The organism is Brevundimonas sanguinis (genome assembly GCF_029636725.1).
GTDB classification, from domain to species: Bacteria; Pseudomonadota; Alphaproteobacteria; order Caulobacterales; family Caulobacteraceae; genus Brevundimonas; species Brevundimonas sanguinis.
In genome coordinates, this window is record NZ_CP116770.1 from 1,262,635 (window position 1) to 1,281,216 (window position 18,582).

The following is an 18,582-nucleotide window of genomic DNA, read 5'->3' on the forward strand; positions in this document are numbered from 1 at the left end:
TCTCGCCTCCACTGTCACGCCCAAGTCAGGCGGGAGGAAGATGTTGAGGCGCCGTGTTTTGTTCAGGGGCTTCGTTCTCGCGGGCGTTGCGGCGGCCTCGGTCGCCGTCGCCGAGCCGCCCATACAGGCCGAGGCGGCGCCGCCCCCGGCGGCGATCGAATTGGCCCGCGCGGTCGAGCAGCGGGCGATGCGCACGAACTTCGACGCCCTTGAAGCTTTTGGCCGTCAGGCGCTCAAGCGAAACGACCGCGAGGGACGTAATCGCCTGTATCACGTCGCCTGGACGTTTCTGAATCAGGGTGATTTTGAGCGGGCGGCCCTGTGGAACAGTCGACTGGAGGCGCAGGCCAGGGCGGCGGACGACCGGCGCTATCTTGAGATCGCGCGGCTGAATAGGCTGACCGCGCGCTATGACCAGGGCGACCTGGCCGTCGCCGCTGATATGGGGGGCGTGGCGGCGACGACCGGCGACTGGTTCGTCAAGGCGCACGCCGCCCGGCTCTTCGCGCTGTCGCTCATGGATCAGGATCAGGTAGGCGAGGGGCTGCGCCTGCTCGCCGGGGTCGAAGCTGAAATCCCGGTTCATGATCCCTTCGCCAACACCGCCCGCGCCGGGGTGTGGGAAATGACCGGCATGGGGTTGATGAAGCTCAACGACGTGTCCGGCGCTGCTGCGGCCTTTCGCCGGTTTGAGATCGACTATTCCAATCCGGCCTATCCCCGCCCCGATTTCGACAGCCTGTATAATCTGACGCGGATGTCGGTGCAGGTCGGCGACCTCGCGCGCGCCGAGCATTTTTATGCGGCGCACCACCGCTTGGCTGAACGGGCGGGCATCCCGGCCATTCACGCCTATGACGCCGCCCTGTGCGCTGCGGTGGCCGATATGCGTCAGTCATCGGCCAGGATTCTGCAATGTCTGGCGCCTCATGAGGCTCTGATCGACCGCAAGGCCTTCCTGGCGCTCGACATCCTGCCCCTACGCGGCGTGGCGCGGGCGCGGATGGGAGACATCGAAGGCGCACGGCGTGATCTTGAACGGCTGCGCCAGCTGGCCCCGGAAGGTATCGTCGACCCGCGCGAACGCCTGGTGGAGGCGGAGGTGTTGAGGGCGTCCGGGCGCACGGCCGAGGCTTTTGACGTGCTGCGCGACTATGAACAGCGCCGCGCCGTGCAAGCGGCGCAGCGCTTCAGCGCCGGCATCCATCAGGTCACCGGCGACATGCAGGAACAGTTGGCCGAGCGTCGTCGCCAGCTCCAGACCGCGCGCGCCAATACCCAGCTTCAGCGCGCGGTCATCCGGGGCCAGAACTGGATCATGGGCATCGGCCTGCTGTTCGTTCTGTCAGCCCTGTTCGTCGTCATCTGGCAGCGGCGCCAGTCGCGGCGTCTGCGCGCCGCCCAGCGCCGGGCCGAAGAGGCCAATCAGGCCAAGAGCGAATTCCTGGCCAATATGAGCCATGAAATTCGCACGCCACTGAACGGCGTCGTGGCGATGACCGACGTGCTGTCGCGGCGGGACCTGGCGCCCAAGGACCGCGAACTGGTCGACATCATCCGGTCGTCCGGCGTCACTCTGGAGCGGTTGCTGTCGGATATTCTCGACACGGTTCGGGTTGAGACCGGAGAGATCAGGCTGGACCCGGCGCCCTTCCATCTGGGCGTCATGCTGCGGGAGATCATGGCCTTATGGACGCCGATGGCCATGCAGAAGGACGTCGCGCTCACGCTGGAGCTGGACCCCGATCTCGACGCCGCCTTCATCGGCGACGCGGTGCGCCTGCGGCAGGTGTTGACCAACCTGGTCAGCAACGCCGTGAAGTTCACCGAAACCGGTCAGGTGCGGCTTGAAGCGCGCCGCGCCGCGGAGGGGCGGGCTTCGTTCGTGGTTTCGGATACGGGGATCGGCTTCGACGAAGAGTTCAAGCAGCGCATTTTCCATCGCTTTCAGCAGGCGGATGGATCGATCACCCGCCGGTTCGGGGGCAGCGGCCTGGGGCTGGCGATTTCGGCCGATCTGGTGCGGCTGATGGGCGGGCGTCTGGATTGCGAATCGCCGACGGACGGAGGCGCGCGGTTCTGGTTCGAACTGTCTCTGCCGCCTGCGCTTGAGGCTGAGGTCCAGACTGTTGCCCCCGCCGCGCGACCCATCGCGCGCCATGAGCGCCTGAAGATCCTGTTGGCGGACGATCACCCGGCCAACCGTCTGGTCGTTCAGGTCATGCTGGAGGCCATGCCCGTCGATCTGGTCAGCGTCGAGAACGGCGCCGAGGCGCTGGAGGCCTTCAGACAGGGCGGGTTCGATCTGGTGCTGATGGACATGCAGATGCCGGTCATGGACGGCCTCACCGCGACCGCCGCCATCCGCGAGCATGAGCGGGCGACGGATGCGACGCGCACGCCCGTGCTGATGCTGACCGCCAATGCGCTGAGGGAGCACGTCGAGGCCGGGCGGGCGGCGGGCGCTGACGGCCACCTGACCAAGCCCCTGACCGTGACCGCCCTGACCCAGGCGATCGAGGCGGCCGTCATGCAGGAGGCGGATCAGGTTCCGGCCTGATCCGTGCGGATCAGGGCCACTTCACCACGGGCGGCATGGAACTGAGGATGGCGTCGACATTGCCGCCGGTCTTAAGGCCGAACATCGTCCCGCGATCGTAGAGCAGGTTGAACTCGACGTAGCGGCCGCGACGGATCAGCTGTTCCTCGCGCTCCGCGTCGGTCCAGGGCTCGTGCATCCGGCGGGCGACGATCTCTGAATAGACCTTCAGGAAGGCCTCGCCGACCATCTGGGTGAAGGCGAAGTCCTTCTCCCAGTCGCCGCTGTCGTGGTGGTCGTAGAAGATGCCGCCGGTGCCGCGCGGCTCGTTGCGGTGCGGCAGGAAGAAATATTCGTCGCACCACTGCTTGTATTTGGCGTGCCAGGCCGGATCGAAGGCGTCGCAGGCGCCCTTCATGGCGGCGTGGAAGTCGACGGTGTCGGGGTGGTCGTCGCGCCGGTCCGCGTCCAGCACGGGCGTCAGGTCGCCGCCGCCGCCGAACCAGGTCTTCGTCGTGGAGATCAGCCGGGTGTTCATATGCACGGCGGGCACGCGCGGGCTGACCGGGTGGCAGATCAGGCTGATGCCGGTGGCGTAGAAGCGCGGGTCTTCCTCTGCCCCCGGCACCTTCTTGGCGTAGTCGGCGGGGAAGGTTCCGTGAACGGTCGAGCAGTGGACGCCTACCTTTTCAAACAGGCGGCCGCTCATCATGCCCATGACGCCGCCGCCGCCTTCGGGGCGATCCCAGGGCGTGCGGACGAAGCGGCCGGCGTCTCCAGCGAACAGTTCGGCGGGGGCGGCGTCTTCCAGCGCCTCGAAACCGGCGTGGATCTTGTCGCGCAGGGTCTCGAACCAGACGCGGGCGCGCTCGCGGCGCTCAATCATCAGGGCGGGGTCAGCTTGGATCATGAGGGCTTCAACCATGACGCGGCCTTTCTGAACAGTCCGGCGGGGTGCGCGGACGACAGCCTGATGCCGCAGGCGGGGGCAGGGGGCCTTGATCCAGATCACAATCCGCTGGCGTAAGGCGGTATACGAACGGTTCCCTCTGCGGTCCGGCTGTGCCAGCCTGCCGCACCCGCAAGAAGCAGCGCCGAGGGCGCCCGGGCGGGCCAAGTATCAAAGAGGGGAACCCATGATCCGCATCGCCCTGAACGCCAGACTGCGCGCCAGTCTGCTGGCCGCCGCCTCCATCGCCGTCCTGGCGGCACCGGCTCTGGCTCAAACCCAGCCGCAAGAGGCGCGGGTGATGCAGATTCTAAAGCGCACGCCCTTGATCGACGGGCACAACGACCTGCCGTGGGCCTTGCGCCAGGGCTTCGGGAATGACCCGCACGGCGTTGATCTGAATGCGAATCTGTCGGGCTCGACGCGCCTGCATACGGATATTCCGCGTCTGCGCGCCGGGGGCGTGGGCGGTCAGTTCTGGTCGGTCTACGTCCCGGCCAGCATGGCGCCGGTCGAGGCCGCCAAGGCCACCTTCGAGCAGATCGACACCGTCAAGCGCATCGCCGCCGCCTATCCCGAGACCTTCGAGATCGCCACGACCGCCGATGACCTGGTCCGCATCCACCGCGCGGGCAAGATCGCCAGCCTGATCGGCATGGAGGGCGGCTATTCCATCGACGATTCCTTGGGCCTGCTGCGCGAGTTCTATGATTCGGGCGCGCGCTACATGACGCTGACCCACTCCAAGAGCACCACCTGGGCCGACAGCGGCACCGACGCCCCCAAATGGAACGGCCTGAACGCCTTCGGCGAGGACGTGGTCCGGGAGATGAATCGTCTGGGCATGATGGTCGACCTCAGCCACGTGTCCGAAGACACGATGGTCGATGCGATCCGGGTGTCTTCGGCGCCGGTGATCTTCTCCCACTCCTCGGCGCGGGCGGTGACGGCCCATCCGCGCAATGTGCCGGACGCGGTGCTGCGCCAGATGGCGGGCAACGGCGGCATCGTGATGGTGACCTTCGTACCGGGCTTCATCAGCGAGGCCGTGCGGGCCTCGGGCGCGGCGCGCGCCGCTGAGATGACGCGGCTCAGTGCTCTCAACCCCGGCGATCCCGCTGCGGTGAAGGCGGGCATGGACGCCTGGAACGCCGCCAACCCGGCGCCCAAGGCGACGATGGAGGACGTCATCGCTCACATCCAGCACGTTCGCGACGTGGCCGGCATCGACCATGTGGGCCTGGGCGGCGACTATGACGGGGTGGACAGCCTGCCGGTCGGGCTGGAGGGCGTGGATGGCTATCCGCGCCTGCTGGCCGAACTGATGCGCCGCGGCTGGAGCGAGGCGGATATCCGCAAGATCTCGGGCGAGAACCTGCTGCGCGTCATGCGGGCGGTGGAGCGGGTGGCTGAGTCCAAGCGGGCTGAGCGGCCCAGCCTGGCCAAACTGCCGGACGACGGCGCGCCGGAGTAAAACCGCACTCTGACTTTTCCCTCCCCTTCATGGGGAGGGAGAGACGTGGCGTTTATCGTCTCGGCAAGCCATGCATCTGCCTCAACGCCTCATGCAGGCCGATCCCGGCGCTGACGGACAGGTTCAGCGACCGGGCTTCCGGCCGGATCGGAATATAGATTCGCGCATCGGCCGCCGCGTGGACGTAGTCGGGCGACCCGGCGCTCTCCTTGCCGAACAGCAGGACGTCGTCGGGTTGGAACACGAAATCCGTCAGCGGCTCGGCCGCGCGCGTCGTGAACAGCACCAGACGACCCGGCGCGCGGTCGCGCTGGAAAGTCTCCCAGTCGGCATGGCGCGTCATATGGGACAGGGGTCCGTAATCCAGCGCCGCCCGCTTCATCGCCCGATCGTCGAAATTAAAGCTCGTGGGCTCGATGACGTGCAATTCCACGCCAAAACAGGCGCTCAGACGGATGCAGGCGCCGACATTATGGGGGATGTCAGGTTGAAAAAGGGCGAGACGCATTCTAAGGCCCTCATACGCGCGGGGCGGGGCCTTGTCGCGGCTTTTGTTGCGACTGTTTCGCAAATCGCTTTCGCGACTTGTCTGAAGCAGCCGAAACCAGGGCCGGACGGGCAGGGGTTTGCCTTCGCACAAAGGGTTCCATTCGGTTGACGTTCCATCTTGGGGCGGACGACCGGCGATGCAGAGGTGAAACGCGTGGCCGAATCGGTCGTGAATGCTGACGGGCCTGACGGCCAACACGGGGGTGGCGACGCCACCCGCCGCGACTTCATCCACATTGCGGCAGGTGCGGCTGCGGCCGGCGCTGGCGTGATGGTGGCGTGGCCGCTGATCAACCAGATGAATCCGGCGGCTGACACCCTGGCCCTGGCGTCGATCGAATTCGATCTGACCAAGGTTCAAGAAGGCCAGCAGGTCGTCATCAAGTGGCAGGGCAAGCCGGTCTTCGTGCGCTATCGCACTCCGGCCGAGCTGACCAAGGTCATCGACGAGGGCGCCGTCGGCTCCCCTCCCGAGACCGACGCCGAGCGCACCAAGGCCGGTCACGAGAAGTATCTCGTGGTCATCGGCTCGTGCACCCACCTGGGCTGCGTGCCGACCTTCAACGCCGGCGAGTACGGCGGCTGGTTCTGCCCGTGCCACGGTTCGCACTATGACGCCTCGGGGCGTATCCGTAAGGGCCCGGCGCCGCTGAACCTGATCGTGCCGAACTACGAATACATGTCCGACACCCGCGTGAAGATCGGCTGAGGACGGACAGAGGAACCATGAGCGATCACGAATCCACCTATGTCCCGAAAACCGCTGTTGAGCGGTGGATGGACACGCGCCTGCCGATCATCCGTTTCGGCATGGACTATGCGAACCTGCCGACCCCGAAGAACCTGAACTACTGGTGGACCTTCGGCGGCATCCTGGCGCTCTGCCTGATGACCCAGATCATCACCGGCATCGTCCTGGCCATGCACTACACCCCGCACGTCGACATGGCCTTCGCCTCGGTCGAGCGCATCATGCGCGACGTTAACGGCGGCTGGCTGATCCGTTATGTGCACGCCAACGGCGCGTCGATGTTCTTCATCGCCGTGTACCTGCACATGCTGCGCGGTCTCTACTACGGCTCCTACAAGGCGCCGCGCGAGATGATCTGGATCGTCGGCTGCGTGATCTTCTTCCTGATGATCGCCACCGCCTTCCTCGGCTACGTTCTGCCGTGGGGCCAGATGTCCTTCTGGGGCGCTGAGGTCATCACCAACCTGATCGGCGCCATTCCGGTCGTCGGCGAGCCGATCCTGATCTGGCTGCGCGGCGGCCCGGCGATCGACAACGCGACGCTGAATCGCTTCTTCTCGCTGCACTACCTGCTGCCGTTCGTCATCGCCGGCTGCGTGGTGCTGCACCTGTGGGCCCTGCACGCCGCCGGTCAGAACAACCCGGTCGGCATCCTGATCCCGAAGGACCGTCAGGCCAAGGACACGCTGCCCTTCCACCCGTACTTCACGGTCAAGGACGGCTTCGCGATCATCCTGTTCCTGATCCTGTTCGCGGTCTTCGTCTTCTATCAGCCGAACGCCCTGGGCCACGCCGACAACTACATCCCGGCCAACCCGCTGCAGACCCCGGCCCACATCGTGCCTGAGTGGTACATGCTGCCCTTCTACGCGATCCTGCGCGCCATCCCCGACAAGTTCGGCGGCGTGGTGGCCATGTTCGCGGCGATCGGCGTCCTGTTCGTCCTGCCGTGGCTGGATACGTCCAAGGTGCGCTCGATGCGCTACCGCCCGACGATGAAGACCTTCTTCATCATCTTCCTGTTCGTCTGCTTCGGTCTGGGCTGGTGCGGCGCGCAACTGCCGGACGCCCCGGTCGTGCCGGGCATGCCCAGCTTCAACCTGATCGACGGCCAGCTGAACTCCTACCTGTGGCTGACCCGCCTGTTCACGGCCTACTACTTCGTCTTCTTCCTGGTGCTGATGCCGGTCATCGGCCTGCGTGAGAAGCCGCTGCCGATCCCGGCGACGATCTCGGAGCCCGTGCTCCCGTCGACCGCAGCCGAGAAGGCGTGAGCGCGATGATGAGCAACGAGAAAAAGACCGTGTCCTTCCGCAAGATCCTTGTCTCTGTGACGGCCGCTGTCGGCCTGGTCGCCATCGCCGCTCCGGCGATGGCCGCCGGGGGCGCCAAGCATCCGCGCGACGGCGGCTTCAGCTTTGCCGGGCCGTTCGGCACCTTCGACCAAGGCCAGCTGCAGCGCGGCTACAAGGTCTACAAGGAGGTCTGCGCCTCCTGCCACGGCATGGACCTGGTGCACTTCCGTAACCTGGGCGACAAGCACGGGCCGTTCTGGAACCCTAAGTATCCGAACCCGAACGACAACCCGGTCGTGAAGGCTCTGGCCAAGGAAATCCAGGTTGCTGACATCGACTCGGAAACGGGCGAGGCCCTGATGCGTGACGCCACCACGGCCGACCGCTTCCCCAACCCCTATCCGAATGCGACGGCGGCGGCTGCGGCCAACGGCGGCGCCATGCCGCCGGACCTGTCGGTCATGGCCAAGGCCCGTCACGACGGCGCCAACTACATCTACTCGCTGCTGTCGGGCTATTCGGCTCCGCCGGCGGGTCTGAAGATGACCGAGACCCAGCACTACAACCCCTATATGGCCGGCGACATGACGCCGTTCTGGACCGGCAAGGGCGAGGTGCCCAAGGGCGGCTTCATCGCCATGCCGCCGCCGCTGAGCGCCGGTCAGGTCACCTATGACGACGGCACCGAGGCGACCGTGGACCAGATGTCCAAGGACGTCGCCGCCTTCATCGCCTGGACTTCCGAGCCGAAGATGGTCGAGCGGAAGCAGATGGGCTTCGGCGTGCTGATCTTCCTGCTGGCCTTCGCGGGCGTGACCTACGCCAGCTACCGCCGCATCTGGAAGGGCGTCGCTCACTAAGAGCCGCGCGCGTCAGATCGAAACGAACCCGCCGGAGCGATCCGGCGGGTTTTTTCATGGCCGGTTGGCGCCTGTCGGCGGTCGACACCCGCGGTCCGGCTGACTACGGTCCCGTCATCGAATTCTTCGAGGGGTGAACCTGTATGCGTATCTCGTCTTCCGTCGCCGTTCTGGCGTTCGCCGCCGCTCTGGGCGCGTCCGCCGCCGCCCAGGCCCAGACCACGCCCGCCTTCGACGCCGCGCGCATTTCCGAAGACATCCGCGTCCTGTCGGATGACAGCTTCGAGGGGCGCGGCATCGCCACCCCGGCCGAGCAGAAGGTCATCGACTATCTGAGCCGCCAGTACGCCGCCGCTGGCTTCGCGCCGGGCGGCGAGAACGGCGGCTGGACCCAGGCGGTCGGGCTGAACCGTTTCGCCGTTTCCAACGTGGCGGGGCGGCTGAAGCTGGGCGACTGGAGCCAGTCGCTGACGCAGGGTCAGGAAGTCACCATGACGACACGCCTGCCGGGCGCTGCGGTCGACCTGAAGGACAAGCAGATTGTCTTCGTCGGCTACGGCATCAGCGCGCCCGAGCGTGATTGGAACGACTTCAAGACCGACGTGCGGGGCAAGGTCGTCGTCGTCCTGGTCAACGACGCCGACTTTGAAGACCCGTCGCTGAACACCTTCGGCGGCGAGGCCATGACCTACTACGGCCGCTGGACCTACAAGTTCGAGGAAGCCGCGCGTCAGGGCGCTGCGGGCGTGCTGATCGTGCACGAGACCAAGCCGGCGTCCTACGGCTGGACCACGGTCGCCAACTCCTGGGGCGTGCCGCAGTTCGACATCGTGCGCGCTGATCCGGCGTCTGAGCGCGTGGCGATGGAGGGCTGGATCCAGCGGGATCTGGCCGTTGACCTGTTCCGCCGCGCCGGGCTTGATTTCGAGCAGGAGAAGATCAAGGCGCGCAGCCGCGACTTCCAGCCGGTTGAGCTGAAGGGCGCGACGGTCGACGCCAGCTTCGACGTCGCCACCGATCGCATCGTCACCCACAACGTCGTGGCCAAGCTGGAAGGCTCTACCCACCCGGACGAGACCATCCTCTACACCGGCCACTGGGACCACATCGGCATGGGCGAGCCGGACGCCAACGGCGACCGCATCTTCAACGGCGCCATCGACAACGCGTCGGGCACGGCGGGCCTGCTGGAACTGGCGCGTCAGTGGGCGGCCGGATCGAAGCCGGAACGCACCATCGTCATGATCAGCTTCACCGGAGAAGAGAGCGGCCTGCTGGGGTCGGAATTCTACGCCGCCAATCCGCTGTATCCGCTCGAGAAGACCGTCGGCGGCTTCAACATCGATTCCACGGCCGTGTTCGGCCGGATGAACAAGCTGGGCGTCACCGGCTACGGTCATTCGGAGCTGGATGAGCCGGTGATTGCGGCGGCGGCGGCGCAGGGACGCGGTTTCGTCGGCGATGCTGGGGCCGCAGCGGGCATCTACTTCCGCTCGGATCACTTCCCGCTGGCCAAGAAGGGCGTGCCGATGGCCTATCTGTCCTCGACCGGCGATTTCGTCGATGCGCCGATCGAGCCGCGCCAGGCCAGGGCCGCCGACTATCGCGCCAACCGCTATCACCAGGCGGCGGACGAGTGGGAGGCCGATTGGGACTACGCCGGCATGCTTCAGGACCTGGAGGTCATGTTCAAGGTCGGTCAGGACCTGGCCAACAGCCGCGACTGGCCCGAATGGAAGGCCGGTTCGGAGTTCGGTCCCGAACGCGCCAAGAGCGCCGCTCAGCGCCGTTGATCCGTCTTTCGAGACGAACATGACGAAAATGTAAGGGGCGGCCTCGCAAGAGGCCGCCCTATGACTATCAAAACGGGCCTCGTGGGGGAGGCTGAAGGGAATCGCCATGCACCACCGCTTCATTCGCGGCGTCGCCGCCGCCGCCCTGCTGCTGGTTGCAGGCGCGGTCTCGGCTCAGGACTTTTCGGCCCAGCGCCTGTCGGATGAGATCCGCATCATCAGCGCCGACGATTTCCAGGGCCGCTATCCGGGCACTGAGGGCGAGAAGAAGACGCTGGACTGGCTGCAGGCTCAGTATGAAGCCATGGGGATGGAGCCGGGCGGTCCTGACGGCCAATGGTTGCAGGTCATCGACCTGAAGCGGCTGACGCCCAAGGGGCAGCCGACGCTGACCTGGTCTGGCGCGACGTCTCAGGGGCGAGCCCTGATCGCGGGCACGGACTTCACCCTGCGCGCGATGAACGATGCGGCGGCCGGTGGGGTGGCGAACGCACCCGTCGTCTTCGCCGGTTACGGTATCCATGCGCCCGAGCGGGGCTGGGACGACTATGGCGATCTGGATGTGACGGGGGCGGTCGTTCTGGTCGTGGCGGGCGAGCCTGACGGCGAACTGTTCAACGGTCCCTACGCCACCAACTACCAGTCCGCCGCCTATAAGGCCGACGAGGCCAAGCGGCGCGGCGCGGTCGCGGTGCTGACGGTGATCGACGGCGACGCGGGCGCCGCCGCCTGGCGCCGCGAAACGGGCGGGGCGACGCGCACCCGCACCCTGACACCCGGTTCGGCCGAACTGACGCTCAGCGGCGCGGTCAACCGTGATATCGCGGCCGAAATGGGCGTCAATCTTGCGACGTTGAAGCCCCGGCTCCAGACCGGCGATTTCCGCGCCTTCCCGCTGGATGTGCGGATCACCGCCTCGGCCGAGGAGACGGTCGAAATCCTGCGCACCCACAATCTGCTGGCTCGCATCACCGGCAGCGAGCGCCCGAACGAGGCCATCATCTATTCGGCCCACTGGGACCATGTCGGCGTCAATGAGAACGCCGCCGGCGACGACAAGATCTTCAACGGCGCCTGGGACAACGCCTCGGGCACCATCGGCGTGGTGGAGATGGCGCGTCAGCTGAAGGCCGCCCCGACGCCCAAACGCAGCATCGTCTTCGCCCATATGGCGGCGGAGGAAATGGGCCTGCTGGGCGCCTACGCCTATGTCGCCGATCCGGTCTATCCGCTGGAGACGACGGTGGCCGACATCAATATCGACATGCTGCCTCTCAGCGGCCCGACGAAGGACATGCCGATCTTCGGCAAGGGGCAGAACAGCCTTGAGGACGACCTGCAGGCCCTGGCCGAGAAGGAGGGGCGCTACGTCTCCGACGACGGCCAGCCGGAGCAGAACTTCTACTATCGCTCCGACCACTTCCCCTTCGCTCGTGCGGGCGTCCCGGCGCTGATGCCCTGGCACGGCGTGGACTGGGTCGAGGGCGGGCGCGAGGCGGGACTGGCGGCGTGGAAGGCCAAGTTCGGCGCCGACTATCACCGTCCCAGCGACGAATGGTCGGCGGACTGGGATCTGCGCTCGGCGGTTGAGAATCTGACCCTGCTGTATCGCCTGGGTCTAGAGCTCGCCAACGGCGACGAGTGGCCGACCTGGAAGCCGACGTCGGAGTTTGGTCAGGTCCGCGACCGCAGCGCTGCCGCGCGGCGCTAGAGGCGGCTTACGCGCAAGAAGAAAGGCCCTCTGTCCATTGCCGGGCAGAGGGCCTTCTCATGTCAGCCTTTGACGGTCAGACCGCCGCCAGCGCCTGATCCAGGTCGGCGATCAGGTCGTCAATGTGCTCGATGCCCACGGACAGGCGCACGGTGTCCTCGGTCACGCCGGCCTTCTTCAGTTCATCTGGCGACAGCTGGCGATGGGTGGTCGAGGCCGGGTGGCAGACCAGCGACTTGGCGTCGCCGATATTGACCAGGCGGGTGAACAGTTTGACCGCGTCCTGGAAGCGGGCGCCTGCGTCACGGCCGCCCTTCACCCCGAACGTCAGCAGACCCGAGGCCTTGCCGCCGAAATACTTCTGGATCAGGGCGTGATCCTTGTGCTCGGGCAGGCCGGCGTAGTTGACCCAGTCGACCTTGGGGTGGGCCTTCAACCACTGGGCGATGGCGGTGGCGTTCTCGACGTGGCGGTCCATGCGCAGGGCCAGAGTCTCAAGGCCCTGCAGGATCAGGAAGCTGTTGAACGGCGAGATGGCCGCGCCGGTGTTGCGCAGCAGCACCGTCCGCACTCGGCCGATGAAGGCCGCCGGGCCGAAGGCTTCGGTATAGACCACGCCGTGATAGCTGACCTCGGGCGTGTTCAGGCGCGCGAAGCGTTCCTTGTGCTCGGCCCAGGGGAACGTCCCGCCGTCGATGATGGCGCCGCCGATGCTGGTGCCGTGCCCGCCGATGTATTTGGTCAGGGCGTGGACGACGATGTCGGCGCCATGCTCCAGCGGGCGGGTCAGGTAGGGGGTGGGCACGGTGTTGTCGACGATCAGCGGCAGGCCCTGCGCGTGGGCGGCGTCCGCCAGGGCGGCGAAGTCCACCACATTGCCCAGCGGATTGCCGATGGATTCGCAGAAGACCGCCTTGGTCCGCGCATCCGTATTGGCCGCCACCGCCGCGAAATCGTCGGCGTCGATGAAGCGCACCTCGATGCCGTACTGGGGCAGGGTGTGGGCGAACAGGTTGTAGGTGCCGCCGTACAGGGCGCCGGTGGCGATGATGTTGTCGCCGGCCTCGGCGATGGTCAGGATCGCATAGGTGATGGCCGCCATGCCCGAGGCCACGGTCAGGGCCGCGACTCCGCCCTCCAGCGCCGCCAGACGCTGCTCCAGCACATCGGACGTCGGGTTCATGATGCGGGTGTAGATGTTGCCCGCCACCTTCAGGTCGAACAGGTCGGCACCGTGCTGGGTGTCGTCAAAGGCGTAGCTGGTGGTCTGATAGATGGGCACGGCGACCGACTTGGTGGTCGGATCGGGCGAATAGCCCGCATGCACGGCGAGGGTGTCGAACTTCATGGCTTCCCTGGAGAATTTTCAGCGTCAGTCGGGCTGATTCATCCAGGGCTTTGGCGATACCCGCAAGGGCATAATTTTGCAGCAATTCTATCAGGGCGGTCAGATTTTCTAACCGCCCTGAGAAAGTGTCCTAGTTGTTGAACAGGAAATGCATCACGTCCCCGTCCTTGACGATATAGGCCTTTCCTTCGGCGCGCATCTTGCCCGCTTCCTTGGCGCCCGCTTCGCCCTTCAGCGCGACATAGTCGTCGAAGGCGATGGTCTCGCCGCGGATGAAGCCCTTTTCGAAGTCGGTGTGGATCACGCCCGCCGCCTGCGGCGCGGTGGCGCCGACGGGGATGGTCCAGGCGCGCGCTTCCTTGGGGCCGACGGTGAAGTAGGTCTGCAGGCCCAGCAGCTTGTAGGCCTCGCGGATCAGGCGGTTCAGGCCGGGCTCTTCCAGACCCAGGGTCTCGAGGAACTCCTTCTGCTCCTCGTCGTCCAGGACGGCGATCTCCGACTCGATCTGGGCCGAGATGACCACCGAGTTGGCGTTGTCCTCGGCGGCGCGCTTGGCGACCAGGTCGGACAGCTCATTGCCCTTGTCGGCCGAGCCTTCCTCGACGTTGGCGACGTAGAGGGCGGGCAGGGCGGTCAGCAGTTGCAGCATGTCCCAGGCCTTCTTGTCCTCCTTGGACACCTCGGCCAGACGCGCGGGCTTGCCGTCGCGCAGTTTTTCGAGCGCGGCGTCGATCAGCTTGAGGTTCAGCTGGGATTCCTTGTCGCCGCCCTTGGCGCGCTTCTCGATCTGGACGCGGCGGCGTTCCAGGCTTTCGAGGTCGGCCAGCATCAGCTCGGTCTCGATGATCTCGAGGTCCGAGATCGGGTCGATGCGGTTCTCGACGTGGGTGATGTCGTCATCGACGAAGCAGCGCGCGACGAAGGCGATGGCGTCGCAGTCGCGGATGTTGGCCAGGAACTGGTTGCCCAGGCCTTCGCCCTTGGACGCGCCGCGCACCAGGCCCGCCACGTCGACGAAGGTGATCCGCGCGGGGATGATCTCCTTGGACCCGGCGATGCCGGCCAGGACGTTCAGGCGCGGCTCCGGCACGGCCACGTCGCCGGTGTTCGGCTCGATGGTGCAGAACGGATAGTTGGCCGCTTGGGCCGCCGCCGTCTTGGTCAGGGCGTTGAACAGGGTGGACTTGCCGACGTTGGGCAAGCCGACGATCGCGACTTTCAGGGCCATGGTATTCCTCGTGAGCGCGAGCCTTTAGCCGGTTCGGGCCGGTTTGTCAGGCTCGCGCCTTCAAGAGAGAGGTTCACTCCTCCGAATCGACCACCGGCGGTTGCTTGATCGCCGCATGCACGCTGATCGGACCGGCCTTTTCGAAGGTCAGGGTGAAGGAGGCGATCCGGCCATCGACCAGAGGATCGCGCAGACCCATCAGCATGATGTGGTTGCCGCCCGGCTTCAGCTCGACCGGGGTTCCGGCGGGCAGGGGCAGGCCGTCGGCCAAGTGACCCATGCTCATGACGCCGTTCTCCATCTTCATCTCATGCACCTCGGCCGACTGGGCCAGGGCGGTGGAGACGCTGACCAGGCGGTCGTCGGACCCGGCGGTCAGGGTCAGGTAGCAGCCCCCGGCCTTGGCACCGTTGGGCGTGGGGCGGCACCAGGCGTCGGCGACCTGGATCGTGCCGGGGGCGACGGCCGCATCCTTGGCGGCTTCGGTCGATTTCTCGGCGGGCTGGCCGCAGGCGGCCAGGGCCAGGGCGGCGGCTGAAAGGGTGGTCAGGGCGAACAGACGTTTCATGTTGAAGCTCCTTATCAAGAGGCTGCGACGGGCGTGGACCGGGTGGACGCACGCACCGCCCGGTCGAGCAGCAGGGCGGCCACGAGGCTCAGTCCCGTCAAGGGATAGAGGATGGACAGGGGGATGACGATGCACAGCACGGCGATTCTCGCGCGCGGGCCGGGCGGAGCGGGCGGGGCGCCAGAGCGGCGGCGCGACAGGCTGGGCGGGCGGCGTTTCCACCACATGATCAGGCCGCTGATCGCCAGAAGCCAGACGGCGATGCAGCCGATCAGCATGACGATGCGGTTGATCCAGCCGTATTGCATCCCCTGGTGGACGGCGATGCCCCATTCAAAGCCCTTGGCCATGACGCCGAACTGGCTCCAGCGCAGGTCGGCCTTCACCGCGCCGCTGACGCCGTCGACATAGAGGCTGCGGGCGTCCTCGGCCTTGCGGGTCTGGCGGGCGACGGTCCAGGCCAGATCGGGCGACTGGGGGATGCTGATGGTGAAGGGGCGCGGCAGCCCTTGTTCGTGCGCTGTCTGAAGCACGCGCGTCAGGCTGGGGGCTGAAGGGCCGTGCGCGTGGCTGTCGGCGGGCAGGATGGCGTTCTCCAGCGTCCAGCCCACGCCCGACGGGGCGTCGTGGGGCTTGGCGTGGCTCCAGGGGCTGGCGGCGGCGGGCGCGGGCGGGCGGCCCAGGCCCGTGCTCCGCATGACGCCCATGAACTGATCGCCCCATACGGCGGACCAGGGCATCCCGGTGACGGCGAGGAAGATGATCACCCCCCCGACGTAGAAGCCGGTCAGGGCGTGGACATCGCGCCAGAAGGGACGGCGGCGGGCGTCCGTCTCGCTAGGCTTCAGCACGGCGCCGGTGCGGCGGCGCGGCCACCACAGGTAAAGGCCGGTGGCGCACAGGATGATGGCCCAGCCCGCGACGATCTCGACTAGAATGTTCAGCCCCGTCCCGATCGGGCCGCCGAACAGGCTGAGGGAGTGGAGTTTCTTGATGGTCTCCGTCACCCCGCCATAGGCGGTGACGCCCGTGACGCGGGCCGTGTGTGGGTCGACGAAGACGGTGCGCTGAGAGCCGTCGGGACGGTCCACGCGGACACGCACGGCCTGATCGGCGCGGGCGGGGACGATGACGTTCGCCGCGCGACCTTCGCCCGCAAGGGCGGCGGCGCTCAGCCATTGATCGGGATCAGCTTGCTGAGCGCTGGCCGGGACCTGAATCATGGGGCGATAAACGGCCTGGTCGATCTCGTCCTTGAACAGGTAGAGGCCGCCCGTCAGCGTCAGCAGCATCAGGAACGGCATGACCAGCACTCCGGCGTAGAAATGCCAGCGCCAGACGGCCCGATAGGCGCCGGACATCACGTCCGGCGCCCTGTTGTTGAGAGGGGCGCTCATCAGTAGGCCAACCGCAGGCCGACGAAGACCGAACGGCCCTCGCCGGGGAAGAAGACGGCCGTCTGTGTCGTGCGGGCGTCCGTCACAGCCGAGAACTCGCCGACGTAACGTTTGTCGGTCAGGTTGCGCGCGTCGATGTAGATCGAGGCGTTCGGGCCCATGTTGAAGCCGCCGGTCAGGCCCAGCACCGCATAGTCGGGCGCCTTCATCGTATTGGCGTAGTCGACATAGGGGCTGCTGATCCGCCACTCGACCGAGGGGGTGACGAAGACGCCCGTCGGGTGGCGCCAGGTCAGTTCGGCCCGGTACTGGTGCTCGGGCACGACCGGCAGGCGGTTGTCGCCCCAGCGCGCGTCGCCGTCGAAGCGGAAGTCGCTCCAGTTATAGACCTGACGCAGCATCAGCGATCCGTCCGCCAGTTCGAGCGGCAGGGTCCAGTCCAGCCCGGCCTCGATCCCCTGGTGGATGGTCTTTTTGGCGTTGAAGGTGGCGGCGGGAATGTCGGGGCCGGTGATGAAGTTCAGCATCTCCCCCTCGATCTGGCTGCGATAGGCGACCAGATCCCAGGTCAGAGGCCCGCGACGACCGCGCGTGCCGATCTCGCCGGTCCAGGCGTCCTGAACCTCGACCGGGGTGAAGCCGGTCAACGGCGCCTGCACCAGGGCGCCGAAGGTCGGCGGCTCGACCGAGCGGGTGACGTTGGCGAAGACCTGGGCGCCGTCCTCGGCTTCCCACAGCAGGCCCAGGCGCGGGGAGAACCAGTCGTAGTCGATGCTGTCGTCGTTCGCCGGCGTCATGCGGTCGGCGTAGTCGCGCGTGGCGCGGCCCCACGATCCGCCCGCGACCAGGGCCAGTCGGTCGGTGACGAACAGCCGACCCTCGGCGAAGACATCCAAGCCGGAGGCCTCCTGCCGCGCGTCGGCGGTCTTGGCGCCGCGCAGGCCAGCTAGGTTCACATAGCGCAGGGCGTCGATCGCGCCGTCGCGCCAGGAAAAGCCGTAGAAGGCGTCGGCGCGCAGGCCCGCGACCTGGCCGGTCCAGTCGATGCGGCCGAAGGCGCCGCGCGTCGCGCTGTCCTGATCCATCACCTGGAAGATCGGGTGATACAGCGACTTCTCCCAGCCCCAGATCGCGCCCTCGAACAGGGTGGAGTCATTGAAGCGCCAGCGGGTCTGAAGCGTCAGCCGCTTGACCGTCAGGTCGCGCGCCTGATCGCCGGACAGGGCGCCCGCCGAGGCCATGCGCGGCGTTTCCAGCGCCTGCTCCAGCGTCAGGGAGCCGGGCATGTCCTGTTTGATGTCGGCGGCCTGAGCGATCAGGCGCACCTCGCGATCCTCGCCGAACGAGCGGCCTGCGTTGACGGTCAGGCGTCCTTGGGACTGCCGGCTGTGGTCGCGCCATCCGTCGCCCTGCATGGCGGTGGCGGCGGCGTAGACATCCCAGTCGCCATAGGTCTCGGCGACGGCGCCGTGGGCGCGCACGAAGCCGTAGCTGCCGCCCTCGACCTGCATCAGGGCGCGCTGGTTCGCCGTGCGGCCGGTGGGGGTGACCAGGTTGATCGCCCCGCCCAGTTGCGCGCCGCCGAAGCGCAAGGTGTTGGCGCCCTTCCACACCTCGACATAGCGGGCGCTGAGGGAGTCCACGCTCTGGAAGTCGGAAAAGCCGTCGGCGTCGGCGAAGGGCGCGCCGTCCTGGGCGAACAGGACCCCGCGCTGGTGGAAGCCCTGGGCGATGCCCGAGCCGCGGATGGACAGGCGGCTTTCCTCGCCGAACCGCTTTTGCGCCAGCACGCCGGGGACATTGCGCAGGGTGTCGGAAAAGCCCTGCACGAAGCGGTCGGAATAGCTTTCGGCCGACACCACGGCGACGGCGCCGGGGGTGCGGCTGAGACGGTCGCGGGCCTCGGCCACGACGGCAGGATCTTCGGCGTCGCGGCGGCCGGTGACGATGATGCTGTCGACGACGGTGGGGCTGTCAGCGCCGGGCAGGTCGTAGGCGAAGGCGAGGGAGGGCGCCAGGCAGGCGCCGATCAGCAGGGCGCACGGCGCCGCAGCGGTCTTGAGAAACATGAAACTGAAGTCCTGAAAACAGAGGTGCAGTCGCAGGCGTCGCTATTGGAC

At 66.9% G+C, this 18,582-nt stretch carries 14 protein-coding genes; 7 read left to right on the forward strand and 7 right to left on the reverse strand.

Annotated elements, in window-relative coordinates; genetic code table 11:
- The first annotated feature begins 58 nt into the window (after positions 1-58).
- Positions 59-2,560: a hybrid sensor histidine kinase/response regulator gene (locus PIB44_RS06435; protein WP_278070788.1), complete on the forward strand. Its 2,502-nt coding sequence runs from the start codon at positions 59-61 to the stop codon at positions 2,558-2,560.
- Positions 2,561-2,570: 10 nt separating this feature from the next.
- Here PIB44_RS06435 and hemF read toward each other — a convergent pair whose 3' ends face one another.
- Complete coding sequence (gene hemF / locus PIB44_RS06440) at positions 2,571-3,425, reverse strand: oxygen-dependent coproporphyrinogen oxidase (RefSeq protein ID WP_376787738.1); 855 nt, start codon at positions 3,423-3,425, stop codon at positions 2,571-2,573.
- A gap of 250 nt (positions 3,426-3,675) precedes the next feature.
- Here hemF and PIB44_RS06445 point away from each other — a divergent pair, with 250 nt between their 5' ends.
- Entirely contained in the window at positions 3,676-4,962 is a 1,287-nt protein-coding gene (locus tag PIB44_RS06445; protein ID WP_278070790.1) for a dipeptidase, read from the forward strand.
- A 52-nt stretch (positions 4,963-5,014) separates the two neighbouring features.
- On the opposite strand, the gene PIB44_RS06450 is transcribed toward PIB44_RS06445, so the two are convergent.
- Positions 5,015-5,470, reverse strand: coding sequence for a tRNA (cytidine(34)-2'-O)-methyltransferase (locus PIB44_RS06450; RefSeq protein ID WP_278070791.1), 456 nt, complete (start codon positions 5,468-5,470; stop codon positions 5,015-5,017).
- Positions 5,471-5,665: 195 nt separating this feature from the next.
- Here PIB44_RS06450 and petA point away from each other — a divergent pair, with 195 nt between their 5' ends.
- The 5 genes from petA (at position 5,666) to PIB44_RS06475 (ending at position 11,921) form a co-directional block, all read left to right on the forward strand.
- Complete coding sequence (gene petA / locus PIB44_RS06455) at positions 5,666-6,220, forward strand: ubiquinol-cytochrome c reductase iron-sulfur subunit (protein ID WP_025978101.1); 555 nt, start codon at positions 5,666-5,668, stop codon at positions 6,218-6,220.
- A gap of 17 nt (positions 6,221-6,237) precedes the next feature.
- A complete protein-coding gene (locus PIB44_RS06460; RefSeq protein ID WP_025978100.1) occupies positions 6,238-7,536 on the forward strand; it encodes a cytochrome b in 1,299 nt (432 codons plus the stop codon).
- Between the two features lie 5 nt (positions 7,537-7,541).
- Positions 7,542-8,417 (forward strand): cytochrome c1, encoded by an 876-nt coding sequence (locus PIB44_RS06465; RefSeq protein ID WP_025978099.1) that lies wholly within the window; start codon positions 7,542-7,544, stop codon positions 8,415-8,417.
- 143 nt (positions 8,418-8,560) lie between these two features.
- Positions 8,561-10,210: a M28 family metallopeptidase gene (locus PIB44_RS06470; protein ID WP_278070792.1), complete on the forward strand. Its 1,650-nt coding sequence runs from the start codon at positions 8,561-8,563 to the stop codon at positions 10,208-10,210.
- Between the two features lie 106 nt (positions 10,211-10,316).
- Positions 10,317-11,921 (forward strand): M28 family peptidase, encoded by a 1,605-nt coding sequence (locus PIB44_RS06475; RefSeq protein WP_278070793.1) that lies wholly within the window; start codon positions 10,317-10,319, stop codon positions 11,919-11,921.
- 76 nt (positions 11,922-11,997) lie between these two features.
- Here PIB44_RS06475 and PIB44_RS06480 read toward each other — a convergent pair whose 3' ends face one another.
- The 5 genes from PIB44_RS06480 to PIB44_RS06500 form a co-directional block, all read right to left on the reverse strand.
- Complete coding sequence (locus tag PIB44_RS06480; RefSeq protein WP_278070794.1) at positions 11,998-13,269, reverse strand: O-acetylhomoserine aminocarboxypropyltransferase/cysteine synthase family protein; 1,272 nt, start codon at positions 13,267-13,269, stop codon at positions 11,998-12,000.
- A 130-nt stretch (positions 13,270-13,399) separates the two neighbouring features.
- A complete protein-coding gene (gene ychF / locus PIB44_RS06485) occupies positions 13,400-14,497 on the reverse strand; it encodes a redox-regulated ATPase YchF (RefSeq protein WP_025978095.1) in 1,098 nt (365 codons plus the stop codon).
- A gap of 73 nt (positions 14,498-14,570) precedes the next feature.
- Positions 14,571-15,065: a copper chaperone PCu(A)C gene (locus PIB44_RS06490; RefSeq protein ID WP_278070795.1), complete on the reverse strand. Its 495-nt coding sequence runs from the start codon at positions 15,063-15,065 to the stop codon at positions 14,571-14,573.
- Positions 15,066-15,079: 14 nt separating this feature from the next.
- On the reverse strand, positions 15,080-16,462 hold the full coding sequence (locus tag PIB44_RS06495; RefSeq protein ID WP_278070796.1) for a PepSY-associated TM helix domain-containing protein: 1,383 nt from the start codon (positions 16,460-16,462) through the stop codon (positions 15,080-15,082).
- Complete coding sequence (locus PIB44_RS06500; RefSeq protein WP_278070797.1) at positions 16,462-18,531, reverse strand: TonB-dependent receptor family protein; 2,070 nt, start codon at positions 18,529-18,531, stop codon at positions 16,462-16,464. The genes PIB44_RS06495 and PIB44_RS06500 overlap by 1 nt, the downstream gene beginning before the upstream one ends.
- Positions 18,532-18,582: the final 51 nt, after the last annotated feature.